At 70.5% G+C, this 15,887-nt stretch carries 18 protein-coding genes; 4 read left to right on the top strand and 14 right to left on the bottom strand.

What is annotated here, in order from left to right; translation table 11 throughout:
- The first annotated feature begins 20 nt into the window (after nucleotides 1-20).
- Entirely contained in the window at nucleotides 21-452 is a 432-nt protein-coding gene (locus tag VGB75_00395) for a hypothetical protein (GenBank protein ID HEY0165473.1), read from the top strand.
- Here the strand turns inward: VGB75_00395 and VGB75_00390 are convergent, their stop codons facing one another.
- The 4 genes from VGB75_00390 to sodN are packed head-to-tail and all read right to left on the bottom strand — an operon-like array spanning nucleotide 453 to nucleotide 2,732.
- Complete coding sequence (locus VGB75_00390) at nucleotides 453-1,226, bottom strand: SigB/SigF/SigG family RNA polymerase sigma factor (GenBank protein ID HEY0165472.1); 774 nt, start codon at nucleotides 1,224-1,226, stop codon at nucleotides 453-455.
- Nucleotides 1,223-1,630, bottom strand: coding sequence for an ATP-binding protein (locus VGB75_00385; GenBank protein HEY0165471.1), 408 nt, complete (start codon nucleotides 1,628-1,630; stop codon nucleotides 1,223-1,225). Before VGB75_00385 ends, VGB75_00390 begins: the two co-directional genes overlap by 4 nt.
- Complete coding sequence (locus tag VGB75_00380) at nucleotides 1,627-2,346, bottom strand: histidine phosphatase family protein (protein ID HEY0165470.1); 720 nt, start codon at nucleotides 2,344-2,346, stop codon at nucleotides 1,627-1,629. The genes VGB75_00385 and VGB75_00380 overlap by 4 nt, the downstream gene beginning before the upstream one ends.
- On the bottom strand, nucleotides 2,343-2,732 hold the full coding sequence (gene sodN / locus VGB75_00375) for a superoxide dismutase, Ni (GenBank protein HEY0165469.1): 390 nt from the start codon (nucleotides 2,730-2,732) through the stop codon (nucleotides 2,343-2,345). The genes VGB75_00380 and sodN overlap by 4 nt, the downstream gene beginning before the upstream one ends.
- A gap of 109 nt (nucleotides 2,733-2,841) precedes the next feature.
- Between sodN and VGB75_00370 the strand changes: the two genes are divergently transcribed.
- Both VGB75_00370 and VGB75_00365 read left to right on the top strand, forming a co-directional pair.
- The gene (locus VGB75_00370) at nucleotides 2,842-3,222 is read left to right on the top strand and encodes a S24 family peptidase (GenBank protein ID HEY0165468.1); all 381 of its coding nucleotides are present in this window, start codon (nucleotides 2,842-2,844) and stop codon (nucleotides 3,220-3,222) included.
- Nucleotides 3,223-3,414: 192 nt separating this feature from the next.
- A complete protein-coding gene (locus VGB75_00365) occupies nucleotides 3,415-4,122 on the top strand; it encodes a hypothetical protein (protein ID HEY0165467.1) in 708 nt (235 codons plus the stop codon).
- Between the two features lie 9 nt (nucleotides 4,123-4,131).
- Here VGB75_00365 and VGB75_00360 read toward each other — a convergent pair whose 3' ends face one another.
- From VGB75_00360 to VGB75_00330, 7 genes are all read right to left on the bottom strand, one after another.
- The gene (locus VGB75_00360) at nucleotides 4,132-4,308 is read right to left on the bottom strand and encodes a DUF6104 family protein (GenBank protein ID HEY0165466.1); all 177 of its coding nucleotides are present in this window, start codon (nucleotides 4,306-4,308) and stop codon (nucleotides 4,132-4,134) included.
- Nucleotides 4,309-4,377: 69 nt separating this feature from the next.
- On the bottom strand, nucleotides 4,378-5,382 hold the full coding sequence (locus tag VGB75_00355) for a Gfo/Idh/MocA family oxidoreductase (GenBank protein HEY0165465.1): 1,005 nt from the start codon (nucleotides 5,380-5,382) through the stop codon (nucleotides 4,378-4,380).
- A 110-nt stretch (nucleotides 5,383-5,492) separates the two neighbouring features.
- Nucleotides 5,493-9,431 (bottom strand): multifunctional oxoglutarate decarboxylase/oxoglutarate dehydrogenase thiamine pyrophosphate-binding subunit/dihydrolipoyllysine-residue succinyltransferase subunit, encoded by a 3,939-nt coding sequence (locus VGB75_00350; GenBank protein ID HEY0165464.1) that lies wholly within the window; start codon nucleotides 9,429-9,431, stop codon nucleotides 5,493-5,495.
- A 185-nt stretch (nucleotides 9,432-9,616) separates the two neighbouring features.
- Nucleotides 9,617-10,378, bottom strand: a complete 762-nt coding sequence (locus VGB75_00345) for a hypothetical protein (protein ID HEY0165463.1) — start codon at nucleotides 10,376-10,378, stop codon at nucleotides 9,617-9,619.
- Nucleotides 10,375-11,376: an ABC transporter ATP-binding protein gene (locus VGB75_00340; protein ID HEY0165462.1), complete on the bottom strand. Its 1,002-nt coding sequence runs from the start codon at nucleotides 11,374-11,376 to the stop codon at nucleotides 10,375-10,377. The genes VGB75_00345 and VGB75_00340 overlap by 4 nt, the downstream gene beginning before the upstream one ends.
- Before the next feature lie 35 nt (nucleotides 11,377-11,411).
- Nucleotides 11,412-12,212 (bottom strand): trehalose-phosphatase, encoded by an 801-nt coding sequence (gene otsB / locus VGB75_00335; GenBank protein ID HEY0165461.1) that lies wholly within the window; start codon nucleotides 12,210-12,212, stop codon nucleotides 11,412-11,414.
- A gap of 126 nt (nucleotides 12,213-12,338) precedes the next feature.
- Complete coding sequence (locus VGB75_00330) at nucleotides 12,339-12,533, bottom strand: hypothetical protein (GenBank protein ID HEY0165460.1); 195 nt, start codon at nucleotides 12,531-12,533, stop codon at nucleotides 12,339-12,341.
- Nucleotides 12,534-12,626: 93 nt separating this feature from the next.
- Between VGB75_00330 and VGB75_00325 the strand changes: the two genes are divergently transcribed.
- Complete coding sequence (locus VGB75_00325) at nucleotides 12,627-13,052, top strand: TIGR03618 family F420-dependent PPOX class oxidoreductase (GenBank protein HEY0165459.1); 426 nt, start codon at nucleotides 12,627-12,629, stop codon at nucleotides 13,050-13,052.
- A 135-nt stretch (nucleotides 13,053-13,187) separates the two neighbouring features.
- Here VGB75_00325 and VGB75_00320 read toward each other — a convergent pair whose 3' ends face one another.
- Genes VGB75_00320 through VGB75_00310 form a run of 3 tightly spaced genes read right to left on the bottom strand, consistent with a single transcriptional unit; the run spans nucleotide 13,188 to nucleotide 15,854 of the window.
- Nucleotides 13,188-14,381 (bottom strand): winged helix DNA-binding domain-containing protein, encoded by a 1,194-nt coding sequence (locus tag VGB75_00320; GenBank protein HEY0165458.1) that lies wholly within the window; start codon nucleotides 14,379-14,381, stop codon nucleotides 13,188-13,190.
- Between the two features lie 30 nt (nucleotides 14,382-14,411).
- On the bottom strand, nucleotides 14,412-14,756 hold the full coding sequence (locus tag VGB75_00315; protein ID HEY0165457.1) for a rhodanese-like domain-containing protein: 345 nt from the start codon (nucleotides 14,754-14,756) through the stop codon (nucleotides 14,412-14,414).
- A 27-nt stretch (nucleotides 14,757-14,783) separates the two neighbouring features.
- Entirely contained in the window at nucleotides 14,784-15,854 is a 1,071-nt protein-coding gene (locus VGB75_00310; protein HEY0165456.1) for a cobalt-precorrin-5B (C(1))-methyltransferase, read from the bottom strand.
- Nucleotides 15,855-15,887: the final 33 nt, after the last annotated feature.

The raw sequence follows: 15,887 nt of genomic DNA, 5'->3' as shown, positions 1-15,887 counted from the left end.
CGCTCGCATACGCTGCTGCAATGTCTGACACCGCAGCCGAACCGGCCGCCGGCCCGCCCCCAGGCGGCATCCGGGCGGCCGCTGCCCTGGTGCTGCTGGAGGCCGGCGCATTGGCGATCATCGCGCTGGCGTTGCTGGTGTTGGCCTTCGTCGGCACCACCACCCGGCTCTGGGGCGCGGTGGCCATCGTCGGCTTCGCGCTGCTGGGCGCGGTGGTGCTGGCCCTGTGCGCGCGGGGGCTGCTGCGGCTGCGTCCGAGCGCCCGCTCGCCGGTGATCCTGGTCCAGTTGCTGGCAGTGCCGGTCGGCTACTCGCTCAGTGCCCAGGCCGGTCGGCCACTGGTCGGGACGCCGATCCTGATCGTGGCGATCGCGGTGCTGACGCTGTTGATGCTGCCCTCCTCGCGGCAGGCCCTGGACCGTTTCGGTCAGCCGCCGGCCGAACCGAGCTGATCAGCCGTGGCCCACATCGGGCAGCTGGTCGCGCAGCTCGGCAAGGGTCTTGCTCAGCAGCCGTGAGACGTGCACCTGCGAGACGCCGAGCACCTGAGCGATCTGGGTCTGGGTCTTGTTCTCCACGAAGCGCATCAGCAGCGCCTGTCGCTCACGCTCGTTCAGCCCCGCCAGCACCGGGCGCAGCGCGTGCCGCAATTCCACATGCTCCAAAGCGTTGTCTGACTCCACCAGGCCGTCTGCGATCGTCCGGCCGGTCATGGCGTGAGGCACGTCGATCGGCACTGCCGAATAGGCGCGGGCGGAGTCGGTGGCCTCGATGATCTCCTCGGCGCTCACCCGTAGATGCGCAGAGAGCTCGGCCACCGTCGGCGCCCTGCCCAGGCGCTGGGTCAGCTCGTTGACGCCGATGCCGACCTCGGCCTGCAGCTCTTGCAAGCGGCGTGGCACCCGCACCATCCAGCCGCGATCGCGGAAATGACGCTTGATCTCACCGACGATGTTCGGGGTGGCGAAGGTGGAGAACTCCAGCCCCCGCTGCTGCTCGAATCGGTCGATCGACTGCAGCAGCCCAATGGTGCCGATCTGCAGCAGGTCATCGATCGGCTCACCGCGACCGGTGAACCGGTGTGCCAGATAGCGAACCAGCGGCAGATGAATCTTCACCAGCGCGTCACGGACTTGCTGATGCCGTGGGCTGCCCGGCTGCAGCGTGCTCAGTTCGGCGAAGAGCTTATGGGTGTGATCGCGATCGGGCCGGCTTCGCTCCGTCATCGGTCCCGAGCGCCGCGTGCCTTGCTCAGGGTGAGCGACAGTCGCTGACCGGACTCGGCCAGCGCGACTGAATCGGTCAGAGCGGCCAGCACCAGCCAGGCGAAACTCGATTGGTCGGGCTGGCCGGACTGCCCTGCCGGCATGGTCACGGCCACTTCGACGCGCAGGGTGGCAGCCTCGCCGCCGAAGACCGCCGACAGCTGTGAGCCGGGGTCGGCATGCGGCAGCAGCAGCGCGCCGGCCTCATCGACCGCGATCCGGAGGTCATCGATCTCGTCCAGGGTGAAGTCCCGCCTCGCCGCCAGCGAGGCGATCACCGTGCGCAGCACCGACAGGTAGGCCGGATCGGCCGGCACCGTCAGCTCGACGGTGTCGGTGGCGTTCAGCCGGCCGCCGGTGGTCACCGGTCGGTGCCGCCGATCGAGCTCAGCGCGCCGTCGATGTTCCAGTGCAGCACCACGGGGAGCCCGTGCTCGTAGCCCAGGCTGCAGACAGCCCCGGTGCCGAGCCAGAACTGCCGGCCCAAAGTCACCGGGTCACCGAGCCAGCGAGCGGCCAGGCACCTGATCGCGTGCCCGTGCGAGAAGACCAGCACCGGCCCGGACCGGCCACTGGACTCCAGCCGGTCGGTGATCGTGGCGAGCAGCCGGTCGAACCGCGCGCTGACCGCCGCGGCGTCCTCACCGCCGGGGATGGGCCCCGACCACACCGACCAGTCCGGCCATTGCCGCCGGATCTCGGCCGAGGTAAGCCCCTCCAGGTCGCCGTAGTCCCACTCGGCGGCGTCGGAGACCCGATCCTCGACCTCGAAGCCGGCCAGCTCCGCGGTCCGCCAGGCACGTTGGCGGGGCGAGCTGAGCACCAGCGCCGGAGCGGCCGAGCCCAGCGCGGCCCGGATCAACGGACCGGCAGCCCGGGCCTGCCGCTCACCGAACTCGGTCAGCGCGATGTCTGAGTTGCCGGTGTGCTGGCCGCTGCGGCTCCACTCGGTCTCGCCGTGGCGGACCAGCACCAGAGCTGGTTCGGTGTTGGGCGCCGGCCAGCGCCGTACGACCGAGGCCGACCCGGGAATCGGGCCGGCCTCGGTCGACTGCTCAGGTGCGGACACCGGTTCGCTCACGCAGCCTTCTTGGTCTCCCAGAAGATCGCGTCGATCTCGGCGATCATGTCCAGCAGCTTCTGGCCCTCGGCCGGGTCGACCGAGCTCTTGCCACCGGCCGCGCCTGCCTGCTTGGTGGCCTTGTTGAACAGATCGTGCAGCTGCGGGTACTTCTCGAAGTGCGGGGGCTTGAAGTAGTCGGTCCACAGCACCCACAGGTGATGCTTGACCAGATCAGCCCGCTGCTCCTTGATGAGCAGGGCCCGGGTCCGGAACACCGGGTCCTCGTTGGCCTGGTACTTCTCCTGGATTGCCTTCACCGACTCGGCCTCGATGCGAGCCTGTGCCGGGTCGTACACACCGCACGGCAGGTCGCAGTGAGCGGAAGCGGTAATCGAACGGCGCATCAAGCGCATGACTCTCCTCCAGTCGCGACAAAAACGCATTCCGGTGGCGGAACGCTCGATGGCGACCCTACTCCGACAACGCCATGCCAGGTCAGGCAGCATCAGCGGTATGCGAGCTTTGCTTCCCTGGCAACGGGTGCGGGTCGAGGGCTCGTCCATGACTCCGACGCTGCTGCCGGGGGACTGGCTGCTGGTGCGGCACGGGGCCCGGGTCCGACCCGGCGCGCTGGTGCTGGCCACGTTCCGCAGCCGGGCCGACCTGGTGGTCCTCAAGCGGGCGGTGGCCGAGCAGGACGGAGGCTGGCTGCTCACCAGCGACAACGCCCGCCAGGGCAGCGACTCGCGCCAGTACGGCGTGGCTGACGTGCAGGCGGTCGGAGTGCGGGTCTGGCGCCTGACCGGGCCGCTGACGCCCGGGGGCAGCCGATGGCGGTCGGCGGTGCGACGCTGGTGGGGGATCGCTCCGCAGCGGTTCAGCCCGCCCGGCTAGCGAAGCCGGGGAAGGGGACAGGCCGGTCCGGCTGAGCCGCCGAGGCCAGCTGAGCCGCCGAGTCCGGCTGAGCCGCGTCGAGCCCGGCTGAGCCGCGCCCAGCCCGGCTGAGCGCGCCGAGTCCGGCGAGGCCATGCCAGCCAGCACGGTCCCCCTGGGCTTGCCCGGTCGCGACCGAGGCATGCTCAGCGGATGGTTCCGCATCGACCGGCCGGCTCGACAGCCCGGGCCCGACGGCCCGTGGCGCTGCGCTGGGCCCGGCGGCTCGGGCAGCTCTACCTCGGGCTGGTCCTGTACGGGGTGTCGGCGGCGATGCAGGTGCAGGCAGGCCTCGGCCTGGATCCCTGGGATGTGCTGCACCAAGGCCTCGCCTTCAGGCTGAGCCGTCAGATCGGCACCATCAGCATCGCGGTGGGGGCGCTGGTCCTGCTGTTGTGGATTCCGCTGCGACAGCGTCCAGGACTCGGAACGGTGAGCAATGTGCTGGTGGTCGGCCTGGCGATGAACGCGAGCTTGGCGGTGCTACCGGTTCAGCACGGCGACGCAGCGCGGGTAGCGGTCCTTGCCGGGGCGGTGCTGCTGTGCGGCGTGGCCACCGGCATGTACATCTCTGCCGGCTTCGGCCCTGGCCCGCGCGACGGCCTGATGACCGGAATCGCGCGCCGGACCGGCATCTCCATCCGCCTCAGCAGAACCATCGTCGAGCTGACGGTGCTGCTCACCGGCTGGTTGCTCGGCGGCACGGTGGGAGTGGGGACGGTGCTGTTCGCCGTCGCGATCGGACCGCTGGCGCAGCTGTTCCTCCGGCTCTTCGCCCGCCTCGGACTGGACAGCTCGAACGTCACCCGGACTGCCCCGGCAGCGGAGCCGACCGTGGCGCAGCGAGCTGATCCGACCTGACCCCTCGAGTCAGTCGTCCTCGTCGTCGGCCCGGGCCAGCCAGGTCGCCAACCGGTCCACCGCGACCTCGAAGTCCGGGTTGAGATCGACGAAGCTGCGCAGTCGCTCAGCCAGCCAGGCCAGGCTGACCTCCTCATCGCCCCGGCGCGACTGCAGTTCCTCGATCCCACGATCAGTGAAGTACATCCTCATCCCCGTCCGTGTCATCGGCGTCCGTGTCATCGGCGATCGTGTCATCCGCGATCGTGCGCGGCCTCACTCTCCGGTATAGCGAACCCCCAGATGGGCCCGCGCGTCGTCGAGCAGTTCCATGATGGCGATCGTGTCGGCGGCCGGGACCAGCGGGCTCTCGGTCTCACCGGCCCGCAGGCAACGGCTGACCTCGGCGATCTCGGGTCCGTAGCCGTTGGTCTCAGCGCCCAGCGGGTCATCGATTCGGGACTCGAGCCCACCCGTCATCACCGTCAGGGCGGACGGGCGGTAGAACCGACCCTCGGTCCGGATCCAGCCCTCGGTGCCCACCACCAGCGCCCGGAACGGCGCCTTGACCGGTGCCGAGCACCAGAGCTGGGCGTCGCGACCGTCCGGGTAGCTCCACTGCATCGCCACCGTGGCGTCGCTGCCGGTCGGGGCCAGCGCTCCGGTGAGGGCCACCGACTGCGGCCTGCCGAGAAAGATCCAGCCAAAGGTGACCGGATAGATGCCCAGGTCCAGCAGCGCGCCACCACCGTTGGCCAGGTCATACAGCCGATGGGCCGCATCGAACGGCCGACCCAGGCCCAGCTCTGCCCGGACCGACACCAGCTCGCCGATGGCTGAGCCGGCCACCAGCTCCTGAGCTTTGCGGATCAGCGGGTTCGTGCGCATCCACATGGCCTCCATGGCGAACACCCCGGCCGCGGCCGCGGCTCCGAACACCTCGCGGGTGTCGGCGGCGTTGAGGCAGACCGGTTTCTCGATCAGCACCGCCTTGCCGGCCGCGATGGCCATCAGCGCCTGCTCGTGGTGACCAGGATGGGTGGTGGCGATGTAGACGACGTCTAAGTCGGGGTCCTCGACCAGTTCCCGGTAGCTGCCGTACGCCCGGGGCGCGCCGTGCCTGGCAGCGAAGTCGGCGGCCCGGCTCTGCTGGCGCGCGCCGACCGCGGCCAGCGCGTTGCCCGGGGTGCGGATCAGGTCGGCGGCGAACTTGCCGGCGATGCCTCCGGCACCGAGGATGCCCCAGCGGATCACGGCGTCGTCGGTCACGGGTTCAGCCATGCAGCCCAATCTAGGGCGCCGGTACGCCGTGGCGCCGGTCCGGCCGCGGTGACGGCAGTCCGGCCGCGGTGACGGCAGTCCGGCGGCTGTGACGGCGGTCCGGCGGCGGGTCAGCCCAGTGCGGTGGCGACGACCTCGCGCTGCTGCTTGTCATGAACGCTGGCCGAGCCGACCGCCGGGGACGCCGAGGCCTTGCGTGAGGCGCGGTAGAGCTGCCGGGTGTCACCCTGGCCAGCCAACCGCTCCGGCAGGTTCAGCGCGATGAAGGGGTAAGCGCCCTGGTTGGCCGGCTCCTCCTGCGCCCAGATCAGCTGCGCCTGCGGGTACTTGGCCAGCTCGGCGGCGATCTCATCGCCGGGCAGCGGGTAGAGCTGCTCCAGGCGCACGATCGCCACGTCGGACCGGCCGGCCTCGGTGCGCGCCGACAGCAGGTCGTAGTAGATCTTGCCGCTGCACAGCACCACCCGGCTGACCTGGTCCGGCGTCACCGAGGAGTCTGCGATCACCGGCTGGAAGGCGCCGTCGGTGAACTCACTCAACTGGCTGACCGCGGCCTTGAGCCGCAACAGCGACTTGGGGGTGAACGCGATCAGCGGCCGGTGGATGTCAGACAGCGCCTGCCGGCGCAGCAGGTGGAAGTAGTTGGCCGGAGAGGAGCACATCGCGACCGTGATGTTGTTCTCGGCCGCCAGTTGCAAGAAGCGCTCCGGCCGGCCGGTGGAGTGGTCTGGGCCCTGGCCCTCGTAGCCGTGCGGCAGCAGCAGCGTCACCGAGGAGCGCTGGCCCCACTTGGCCTCACCCGAGGCGATGAACTCGTCGATGATGGTCTGAGCGCCGTTGGCGAAGTCGCCGAACTGCGCCTCCCACACCACCAGGGCTTCGGGGTTGGCCACCGAGTAGCCGTACTCGAAACCCATGGCGGCGTATTCCGACAGCAGCGAGTCATAGGCCCGGAACTGCGCCTTGGCGCCGGGGATGTGCCGTAGCGGGGTGTACTCCTCACCGTTGGCCCGGTCGATCAGCACCGCGTGCCGTTGGGTGAAGGTGCCGCGCCGGGAATCCTGGCCCGCCAGGCGGACCGGGTGGCCGTCGACGGTCAGCGATCCCAGGGCCAGCAGCTCGGCGGTGGCCCAGTCCACGTCGCCCCCGGTGGTCTGGGCGACCCGCCGATCGATCTGCGGCTTGAGCCTGGGATGGATGCTGAACCCCGCCGGGTGGTTGGCGTAGAGGTCGCCGATGGTCTTGATCAGCTCGGCGGAGATGGCCGTCGAGCTGCGCGGCTGAGTCACCGACTCCTCCATCACCGGCTCGGGCCGCGGCTTGCCGGTGGCGTCCCGGGTCTCGAGGAACACCTTCTCCAGCTGCGACTGGAAGTCCTTGAGCGCCTCTTCGGCGTCGGTGATGGTGATGTCACCGCGACCGATCAGGTCCTCGGTGTAGAGCTTGCGGACGCTGCGCTTGCTGTCGATGATGTCGTACATCAGCGGCTGGGTGAACGAGGGGTTGTCGGCCTCGTTGTGCCCCCGGCGCCGGTAGCACACCATGTCGATGACGACGTCTTTCTTAAACCGCACCCGGTAGGCCACCGCCAGCTTGGCGACCCGCACGCAGGCCTCGGGGTCATCGCCGTTGACGTGGAAGATCGGCGCCGAGATCATCCGCGCGATGTCGGTGCAGTAGAGGCTGGAACGCGACTGCGCCGGCGAGGTGGTGAAGCCGACCTGGTTGTTCACCACCACGTGCACGGTGCCGCCGGTGCGGTAGCCGCGCAGCTGTGACAGGTTCAGGGTCTCGGCCACCACGCCCTGCCCGGCGAAGGCGGCGTCGCCGTGCATCAGCAACGGCAGCACCGTGAAGCCGTCCTCGCCCTTGTCGAGGATGTCCTGCTTGGCGCGGACGATTCCCTCGAGCACCGGGTTGACGGCCTCCAGGTGCGAGGGGTTGGCAGTCAGCTCGACGGCCACCTTGAGCCCGTTCGGGCTGACGTAGGTGCCGTGCGCGCCGAGGTGGTATTTGACGTCGCCGGAGCCCTGCGCGGTGCCCGGGTCGATGTTGCCCTCGAACTCGTTGAAGATCTTGGCGTAGGGCTTGCCGACGATGTTGGCCAGCACGTTGAGCCGGCCGCGGTGCGGCATTCCGATGACGACCTCGTCCAGGGAGTTCTCGGCAGCCGCGGACAGCACCGCGTCCAGCAGCGCGATGACGGTCTCACCGCCTTCGAGGCTGAAGCGCTTCTGGCCGACGTACTTGGTCTGCAGGAAGGTCTCGAACGCCTCGGCGACGTTGAGCCGGGACAGTATGTGCTTCTGCTCCTCCCGGGTCGGGGCGTCATTCTTGACTTCGATGTTCTTCTGGATCCAGGCGCGCTCTTCGGGGTCGATGATGTGCATGTACTCGACGCCGACCCGGCGGCAGTAGGCGTCGCGCAGCACTCCGAGGATGTCGCGCAGCTTCATCAGCTTGTTGCCGGCGAAGCCGCCGACCGCGAACTCCCGGTCCAGGTCCCACAGGGTCAGGCCGTGCTTGGTGATGTCGAGGTCCGGGTGGGTCCGGATCTTGAACTCCAGCGGGTCGGTGTCTGCCATCAGGTGACCCGAGGTCCGATAGGCGTTGATCAACTCGATGACGCGGGCGCCCTTGTCGATCTGGCCCTCGTGGCTGAACTCGCGGTCGGTCAACCAGACCGCCGGCTCGTAGGGGATGCGCAGGGCGGCGAAGATGTCGTAGTAGAAGCCGTCCTCGCCGAGCAGCAACTGGTGCACCCGGCGCAGGAACTCACCCGACTGGGCGCCCTGGATGATCCGGTGGTCATAGGTCGAGGTCAGCGTCATGGTGCGTGAGATGCCCATGTCGTTCAGCGCGTCGGGGTTCATGCCGCTGAACTCGGCGGGGTACTCCATCGCGCCGACGCCGATGATGGCGCCCTGGCCCTGCATCAGCCGGGGAACCGAGTGGTTGGTGCCGATCGTGCCGGGATTGGTCAGGCTGACGGTGGCGCCGGCGAAGTCGTCGGCGGTCAGCTTTCCGGCCCGGGCGCGCCGGATGATGTCTTCGTAGGCGCCCCAGAACGCGGCGAAGTCCATCTTCTCGGCGGCCTTGATCGAGGCCACCACCAGCGAGCGGCCGCCGTCCTTGCCGGGCAGGTCGATCGCCAGGCCGAGGTTGACATGCTCGGGCTGCACGACGACCGGCTTGCCCTCGGCGTTGACGGCGAAGAAGTTGTTCATCTCCGGGTAGTCCTGCAGCGCCCGCACGATGGCGTAGCCGATCAGGTGGGTGAAGCTCACCTTGCCGCCGCGAGCCCGGCGCAGGTGGTTGTTGATGATGATCCGGTTGTCGGCGAGCAGCTTGGCCGGCACTGCCCGGACGCTGGTCGCGGTGGGGATCTCCAGCGAGGCCTGCATGTTGGTGACGACCTTGGCCGGCGCGCCGCGCAGCACGGTGGCGTGCGCGTCAGCCGGCGCGGTCGGCGCGATCGACGGGCTGGTCCAGGATGCCTTGGCGGCGGGCTTGGCGGCCGGCGCCTGCTCGGCTGCGGGCTTGGCGGCCGGCGCCTGCTCGGCTGCGGGCGGCTGCTTGCTGGCGGGCTTGGCGGCCGGCGCCTGCTCAGCGGCGGGCGGCTGCGCGGTGTCTGACCCCTCGATGGACGGCGGCGTCGGCGCCGGGTTCTGCGCGACGCTCACCGCGGCCGAGGTCTCGGTCTTGCCCGCGGCGGCCTGGTCGTCGCGGCGGTTCTCGGCGCTCGTGTGAGCGCCGTCGTGCCCGTTGCTGGCGGACTTCGCCGAGTCGGCGGCCTCGTCCGAGCCGGCCATGAACTCCTCGGTCTCGTCGTCGCCGTAGGTGCTGCCCGCAGGCGCCTGCCGGACGGAGCCGGCGGGGCCGGCCGCGGGCCGGTAGTCGGCGAAGAAATCGTGCCAGGCCGCGTCCACTGCCGACGGATCGGTCAGGTAACGCTCGTACATCTCCTCGACCAGCCACTCGTTCGCGCCGAAGTCGGGGCGGGTTGATTCACTGCCAGTCGAGGACTGCGCGGTCACGTCGTAGGCCACCTTCTCGGGAGTCTGCGTAAGGCTGCTGCGGGAGGCGCCCCCGGGGGTGGCAGCTACCACCCCTTGTCAGGGCACGACCCGATGATCCAGCCTACGCGTGGACCTCAGCAAGACGCAGCGCCGCATGCCGAACCGGCCGGCGGAGAATCGGTGCGGTTGCTCACAACCGGCTCATATCGAGCCGCTCAGCTGATATCGCGGCTGAGGCTGAGCCGGCCGCCGATGATCAGCAGCCCCAGCGCCCAGATCAGGAACAGCGCCCCGCCGGCCATCGGGGCCAGCAGGTGCACGTCATCAGGCATGTTGGAGGCATCGCCGTTGGAGATGAAGGCCTTGACCGCGCCGCCGGGTGTGTAGGCGTAGCCCTTGCGCACCCAGGGCGTGTAGTTGAGCAAGGGGTCGAGAATGAAGAAGTACACGATGCCGAAGACCATGGCGGCCGCCTGGTTGCGCAGAACCGCGCCCAGCCCGAGGCCGAACATGCCGGTCAGCACCAGCGTCACGAACGCCTTCGCCACGCCACCGGGCACCCCCTGGGAGAACTCGACCGGCACTCCGACGCTGGAGAGCCAGATGATCGCGATGGCGAAGTTCAGCAGCACGCAGACCAGGGCGTAGACGATCGCGAAGACCGCGTAGGAGGCCGCCTTGCCGGCCAGCAACAGCCACCGGTTGGGGGTCGCCAGCAACGTCGGGGTGATCGTCTTGTGCCGGAACTCGGTGGTCAGGCCCAGCAACCCGAGCACCAGCAACGCGACCCCGGCGCCCTCGGACTGGGTGAACACGGCGTAGTAGTCGACCGGGTCCCCGGCGTCATAGGCGTTGATCGCCGTCACCACCATGCCGATGGTGCCCAGCGCGGTGAAGGCGGCGGCCAGCAGCACCATCCAGAACCAGACCTGGGTGCTGCGGATCTTGAGGATCTCCGAACGGACCAGATTGATCATCGGGCGCCTCCTCGTTCGGGTGCGTACCGGTGCTGGGACGCGCCGGGCGGCTCGAGCTCTGCGCCGCGGTGCTCGCCCTCGGTCAGGCTGAAGAACAGCCGCTCGAGGTCGAACTCCTCGAGCCGGAGCTCGTGCAGCTCGACGTTGTGGGTGAAGGCCAGGTGACCGACCAGGGCGAGTTGGTCGGTGCGCACCCGCAGCGCTCCGTCGGCCTCGGTGCTGCCGCCGAAGCCGGCGCCGGCCAGCGCCTGCTGCAAGGGGCCCAGGGCCGGTCCGCGCACGACTGTCACAGCGGTGCCGGCCGACAACTCGCCGATGGTGCCGGCGCGGACCAGCTTGCCGCGATTGAGGATCACCGCCCGGTCAGCCACCTCCTGCACTTCGGCCAGCTGGTGGCTGGACACCAGGACGGTGCGGCCCTCGCCGGCCAGGTGCCGGAAGAACCCGCGCAGCCAACGGATGCCTTCGGGGTCCAGGCCGTTGGCCGGCTCGTCCAGGATCAACACCTGCGGATCGCCCAGCAGCGTGCCGGCCAGGCCGAGTCGCTGCCGCATGCCCATCGAGTAGCCCTTGGTCTTCTTCTTGCCCACCTGGCCCAGCCCCACCAGGTCCAGCACCTCGTCGGCCCGGCTGGCAGGCAGGCCCGCGGCCGCGCAGTAGATCCGCAGGTGCTGCAGGCCGGTGTGAGCCGGATGGAAGCTGGCTGCCTCCAGGGCCGCGCCCACGGCCTGCAACGGCCGCGGCAGCGACCCGTAGGTCACGCCGTTGATGGTCGCCGTGCCTGACGTCGGGCGCACCAGCCCCAGCAGCATGCGCAAGGTGGTGGTCTTTCCGGCGCCGTTGGGGCCGAGGAAGCCGGTCACCGAGCCGGGTTCGACGGTGAAGCTGAGCGAGTCCACTGCCCGCTGGTCACCGAAGACCTTGGTCAGGTTGTCCACCACGATCCGGCCGTCGGGACGTGCGTCGGCGTGGGTGGTGGGCTGCTGGGACGCCGTCATCGGCCCATCAGACCATCAATGAGGCTCACCGTGCGTCAGCCACCGCCGCCGCGTGTCTCAGCTGTGGCCAGCAACTGCGCCAACAGGACGGCGAGCTCGGCCGGCGAGCCCACCGCGCAGTCGGCGGCCTGGCGCAGCTCGGCCAGCTCGCCTACCGCGATGGTCAGTCCCGGCCGGCCGGTGAGCGCTGCCCAGGCCGACACCGCGGCCAGCGCCGGCAGGTCCCCGAGATCGTCACCGCCGAACAGCGCCGCCGAGGTGCTCGGAATCAGCAGCTGCTCAAGCGCGGTGGCCTTGGACAGGTTCGGGATCCTGATCTCGAGCACCAGCTTGCCCGGATGCAGTTCCAGGCCCTGCTCGGCTACCAGCGGCGGCAGCCGGTCGCCGAGTTCGGTGAGCACCCGCTGCGGATCTGCGGCCTGGCGGGCGTGCACCACCAGCGACAGTCGCTTGTCCTCCAACCACACCCCGTCGCCGCTCTGGCGAAGCAGCGGGGGCAGGCTGGTCCGCAGCGCCGCCAGCCCGGCCGGCTCGTCCCGGGTCTGCAGATCGCCGTGCCGCCAGGTCTCCGCGCCGTGCAGGCCGCTGACGACCACGTCCGGAATGGCGCGCAGGTCGCCGAGCTCGAGCACCGTGGCGGCGTCGCGGCCGGTGACGACGGCGATCTGCGCCCCGGCCCGCGCCAGCCCGGCCAGGGTGTCGATGACGCCGGGAACCGGCCGGGAGGCGCTGGGGTCGCTGATGATCGGCGCGAGGGTGCCGTCGAAGTCCAGCGCGATCAACGCGCCGGGCAGCCGGGCAGCGATGGCGGCGAGCCGGTCGGGGTCGGGGTGCATGTCTGGCAACGGTAATGCGGTGCTCAGCGCCGGTCGGCAAGCAGTAGGCAGGAGTCGCCGAACTCGTGCCAGTGGTAGCCCGCTCGCACGGCTGCGTCATAGGCCCGCTGGGCGAGCCTGGCGGGCCTATGACTCCACCAGCAGCAGGTGCGAGGCGTCGGGGGGCGGATCTCGCGCGACTGGCGACGGCGCCTCGATGAGCAGATCGAGGCTCTGCAGGCTCTGCAGGCTCTGCAGGCGCTGCAGGCGCTGCAGGCGCTGCGCGATGGCCTGCAGAGCCTGCATCGGGTGTGGCTGCCTGTCGATACGATCCTGTGCCATGTCCAATCCCGGCGACGCCGCCGCGGCCCGAGCCGACGGCGTGGGCGCGGCGTTCCTGCCGCGCCTGCTGCGCCAGGCGCCCGATGGAGAGCGATGAGCGATGTCGAGACTGAGCCGGCGATGCCGGAGCTGAGCGGTCGAGGTCCGGAGTTCCTGGAGTTCTGGCGGGAACGCCGGCTCGCCACCCTCAGCACGGTGCGTTCCGACGGCACCCCGCACGTGGTGCCGGTCGGGGTGACGCTGGACGCCGAGGCGGGCCTGGCGCGGGTGATCACCTCAGGGGACTCACACAAGGCGCGCCAGGTGCTGGCCGCCGGGCCGGCCGGCGCGGCGGTGGCGGTGTGCCAGGTCGACGGCCGACGCTGGTCGACGTTGGAGGGACGGGCGATCGTCAGGGCCGACGCCGACTCGGTGGCCGACGCCGAGCGGCGTTACGCCGAGCGCTACCGGACGCCGCGGGTCAACCCGCGGCGGGTCGTCCTGGAGATCACCGTCAGTCGCGTGCTGGGCAATCTCTGAACGGCGACCACCGTCAGTCGCGTGCTGGGCAACCTCTGAATGGCGATCACCGAACTGGCCCGGGCGGCAGCCCTCCGGGCAGCGCCGGCAGCCCTCCGGGCAACGCCGGCAGCTATCTGCCATCCCGCCCGGCGCTCAGCCGCTGAGCTCCTGCTCCAGCCAGGTCTTGCCCCGGGTCCGAGCCGTCAGCCGCACGCCCCCGAGCCGACCGGCCAGCAGCTCGGCCTGGGCCTGTGCGGCGGTCACCGCCTCCGAGCCGACGTCGCGCAGGAAGCGCACCACGATCTCGCCGTCGCGGTCGTGCGCCCAGCCGCCCACGATCTCGCCGTTCCACCACAGCGACGGGCCGATGTTGCCGAAACCGTCGAACAGGTAGGGCCCGTGCTCGCCGAGGAACCAGTCCCGCTGGCGCCAGCCCATCGGGGTCGAGTCCAGCGCCGGCAACAGCGCCGCCCAGGGCTGGGGTTCAGGGGCCGGCTCGAGGTCCTCGGGCAGCAGGTAGCCGCTGCTGCCGTCGCCGAGGTCCACGGCCACCGCGCCCAGCGCGGCGAGCACCCGCCTCACCTGGGTCTTGGACCAGCCGGCCCACCAGGCCAAGTCCTGCTCGGCGCCTGGGCCGAAGGCGGTCAACCAGCGGCGGCCGAGCTCCACCTCTGCCTGCGCGGTGTCCCACTCGGCCAAGCCGCCCGGCGTCCAGCGCTCCAGTGGCGACCAGGTGTGCTGGTGAGATGTCCAGGACCCCCGCGGCCGGCCGCGAACCACCTTGCCTTCGGCGGCCAGCAGCAACAGCATCCGGCTGGCCACGTGCTGCCTGCCCTGGTTGCCTGCGCCCCCGATCACGACCTCGACGCCAAGGCGCGGGTCATCGGTGGCCAGTTCGGAGGCGGTGGCCTCACCGCGGTCCCGCAGCGCCCGCAGCGCGATCTGCTCGGTCTCGTCGAGCCAGCGCCGGACGCCCTCGACATCCTCGGCCACTCCGACCGCGGCCAGCATCGACTCAAGCTTGCGGCGCTCGCGGGCAGCCACCGCGCGCGAGCACGCGGCCTGCAGCACCGGGGCCACGTCCAGGCTGGTGACGAAGACCGTGCGGCGCATGGCCATCAGCCTGATCAGGCTGCGTTCCTCATAGAGCGCCCGGTGGACGGCAGCGGCGACGTCGCCGTCCCGCATGCGAGCCCACGCGGCCAGGTAGACCGATGACGGATCGGTGCCGTGCAGGGCGACCAGGTCTCTGGCCACCTCGACCGGGCTCGCGGCCAGCGCCTCGGCGGCCAACCGGTGCCGCCAGCCCAGCCGGGCCCGGCGCTGGGCCGGTGTCACCTCGATCATGACGCCCCGTGGACCCGGTGCAGGACCAGCTCAGATCACCATGCCGGAGCCGCCCACGGCGTCGACCACCGGCAACCCGGCAGCTGCCCAGGCGACCATCCCGCCGCTGAGGTTGACGGCGTTGAAGCCGGCCCCGATCAACGCCTGCGACACTGCGGCGGACCGGCTGCCAACATGGCAGACGCAGATCACTGTGGCGTCGGCCGGGACCTCGGAGATGCGGCCGGCCAGTTCGGACATGGCCAGATGGCGGGCTTGCGGGGCGTGCCCGGCGTCCCACTCGTGTTGCTCGCGCACATCGAGCAGCACGGCGTCGCCGTCCAGCAGCTTGACGGCTTCGGCGGTCGAGATCTCAGGCGTGGAGTTAGGTTGCACCACAGCAGGTTATCTGGTGCGCCCGGCTCAAGCCCGGCCGACGATGGTCCCCGCGCGGTCGATGACCACCACGTCGAGGGCGACCGGCGCGTCGCCGATCACCTGCTCGGCAGTCTGCCGGGCCCGGGCGGCGACCAGGTCCCCGATCGGCACGCCGTTGCGCTGGCAGATCTGGAGCACCTCCAAGGCGGTGTTGGCGGCGAGCATCTGTTGGACCGTCGAACTGTCGGCGCCGGCCGAGCTGGCCAGTTCGGCGAGAAACCGGTAATTGACCTGGGATCGGCCGGAGTGCAGATCGAGGTGGCCGTCGGCCAGCTTGGCCAGCTTGCCGATGCCGCCGGCGATAGTGAGCCTGGGCACCGGGTGCCGCTTGACGTACTTGAGCACCGCGCCGGCGAAGTCGCCCATGTCGAGGAGGGCGTCCTCGGGCAGGTCGTAGAGCTGCGCGGCCACCCGCTCGGATGTGCTGCCGGTGCAGCCTGCCAGGTGCTGATGGCCGACTGCCCGGGCCACGTCCACCCCGCGGCGAATGCTGTCGATCCAGGCGGCGCACGAGTACGGCACCACGATGCCGGTGGTCCCCAGAATCGAGATGCCGCCCAGGATGCCCAGCCGCGGGTTCCAGGTGTGCCGGGCGATCTCCTCGCCGTCGGCCACCGATATCTCGATGACCAGGTCGGGGACCTCGCCGCCGGCCAGCTCGGTGACGGCGGCGGTCATCAGCTGCCGGGGCACCGGGTTGATGGCAGGCTCGCCGACGGCCAGTGGCAGCCCGGGCTTGGTGACCGTCCCCACGCCGGGGCCGGCCACGAAGCCGACGCCGGAGCCGTCAGGGCCGGGCCGGACGGTGGCGGTGATCAGCGCGCCGTGCGTGACGTCGGGGTCATCACCGGCGTCCTTGACGATCGAGGCGCTGGCCCACCCCTCGCCAAGCTGCTCGCGGGCGAGCGCGAAGGCCGGTTGCTGGCCCTTAGGCAGCGTGATCTGCACCGGGTCTGGAAAGCTGCCGGTGAGCAGCGCGGTGTAGGCGGCGGCGGTCGCCGCGGTGGCGCAGGCGCCGGTGGTCCAGCCGTAGCGCAGGCCGGTGGGTGTCGTCATCGGGTCCTAGCATGCCCGAGGCGGCGTCTGATA

Origin of the sequence: Jatrophihabitans sp., assembly GCA_036399055.1 — a bacterium.
Lineage (GTDB): Bacteria > Actinomycetota > Actinomycetes > Mycobacteriales > Jatrophihabitantaceae > Jatrophihabitans_A.
This window is presented reverse-complemented; position numbering and strand designations above follow the sequence as displayed.

Coding starts and splice junctions, on each gene's coding strand:
- VGB75_00395 (HEY0165473.1), top strand. CDS start 21: ATGTCTGACACCGCAGCCGAACCGGCCGCCGGCCCGCCCCCAGGCGGC.
- VGB75_00390 (HEY0165472.1), bottom strand. CDS start 1,226: ATGACGGAGCGAAGCCGGCCCGATCGCGATCACACCCATAAGCTCTTC.
- sodN (HEY0165469.1), bottom strand. CDS start 2,732: ATGCGCCGTTCGATTACCGCTTCCGCTCACTGCGACCTGCCGTGCGGT.
- VGB75_00370 (HEY0165468.1), top strand. CDS start 2,842: ATGCGAGCTTTGCTTCCCTGGCAACGGGTGCGGGTCGAGGGCTCGTCC.
- VGB75_00365 (HEY0165467.1), top strand. CDS start 3,415: ATGGTTCCGCATCGACCGGCCGGCTCGACAGCCCGGGCCCGACGGCCC.
- VGB75_00360 (HEY0165466.1), bottom strand. CDS start 4,308: ATGTACTTCACTGATCGTGGGATCGAGGAACTGCAGTCGCGCCGGGGC.
- VGB75_00355 (HEY0165465.1), bottom strand. CDS start 5,382: ATGGCTGAACCCGTGACCGACGACGCCGTGATCCGCTGGGGCATCCTC.
- VGB75_00345 (HEY0165463.1), bottom strand. CDS start 10,378: ATGATCAATCTGGTCCGTTCGGAGATCCTCAAGATCCGCAGCACCCAG.
- VGB75_00340 (HEY0165462.1), bottom strand. CDS start 11,376: ATGACGGCGTCCCAGCAGCCCACCACCCACGCCGACGCACGTCCCGAC.
- otsB (HEY0165461.1), bottom strand. CDS start 12,212: ATGCACCCCGACCCCGACCGGCTCGCCGCCATCGCTGCCCGGCTGCCC.
- VGB75_00330 (HEY0165460.1), bottom strand. CDS start 12,533: ATGGCACAGGATCGTATCGACAGGCAGCCACACCCGATGCAGGCTCTG.
- VGB75_00325 (HEY0165459.1), top strand. CDS start 12,627: ATGAGCGATGTCGAGACTGAGCCGGCGATGCCGGAGCTGAGCGGTCGA.
- VGB75_00320 (HEY0165458.1), bottom strand. CDS start 14,381: ATGATCGAGGTGACACCGGCCCAGCGCCGGGCCCGGCTGGGCTGGCGG.
- VGB75_00310 (HEY0165456.1), bottom strand. CDS start 15,854: ATGACGACACCCACCGGCCTGCGCTACGGCTGGACCACCGGCGCCTGC.